This window comes from Mariniflexile aquimaris (genome assembly GCF_042676825.1).
Classification (GTDB): Bacteria; Bacteroidota; Bacteroidia; order Flavobacteriales; family Flavobacteriaceae; genus Mariniflexile; species Mariniflexile aquimaris.
In genome coordinates this window covers 1-651 of record NZ_JBHTIB010000047.1, presented here as the reverse complement: position 1 = coordinate 651, position 651 = coordinate 1, and the positions used below count along the sequence as shown (strand labels likewise).

At 27.5% G+C, this 651-nt stretch carries 1 protein-coding gene; it reads left to right on the top strand.

Features of this window, described 5'->3' with window-relative positions; translation table 11 throughout:
• Window positions 1-24 precede the first annotated feature (24 nt).
• A partial coding sequence (locus ACFQ0I_RS17345) for a hypothetical protein (protein WP_379944255.1) occupies window positions 25-651 on the top strand: 627 nt, incomplete at its 3' end.

Sequence of the window (651 nt, the reverse complement as noted above, 5' to 3'; positions counted from 1 at the left end):
CGTTGTACGCAAGTTTGAAAAAAAATGAGATTCCATTTCATCATATTAACTTTATTTTTAGTTCAGGCTATTAAAGCTCAAGACAATATTTCGGATTTAAAATCCTTCGTTGAAACAGTTGAAAGAGTTGAACAACTATCAAACTTGAAAAAAGTTAAGTTTGACTCTCTTTCTATCATTACAACATATGAAGAATTAAAAAGAAAAATAGACTTTGGCTTTGAACATCATCGGATTTTAATAATGTCTTGGAATCGAGACTTGAAATTAAACCTAATCTCAAAAGACCAAGAGTTAAAAATAATTTGGATATCTGAATTTGATTCAAGCAGAGAAAAACATTCAAACGTTTTAAATATAGTTAGAGATTCAAGTTTTGTAAAAAACTACATTTCGAATCACAATAATTTTTATAAAACAAACTTAAATAAATCCGATTTTGAAAATCAATTTTTATCGGAATATGTTGTTGGATTTGGTTGTGGCTCTTGGAATCTGAATGACATAGAAAAAGATTTTGGAAAGGGTTTCAGGTCCAGAAAATTAGACAAAAGAAAAAACAGAAAACATTATTTGAACTGGCTTAAATCATTTTCACCTGAAGTTCAAACTTATGGTACAATTGGGCTTTTATCAATTATAAAAAAATAT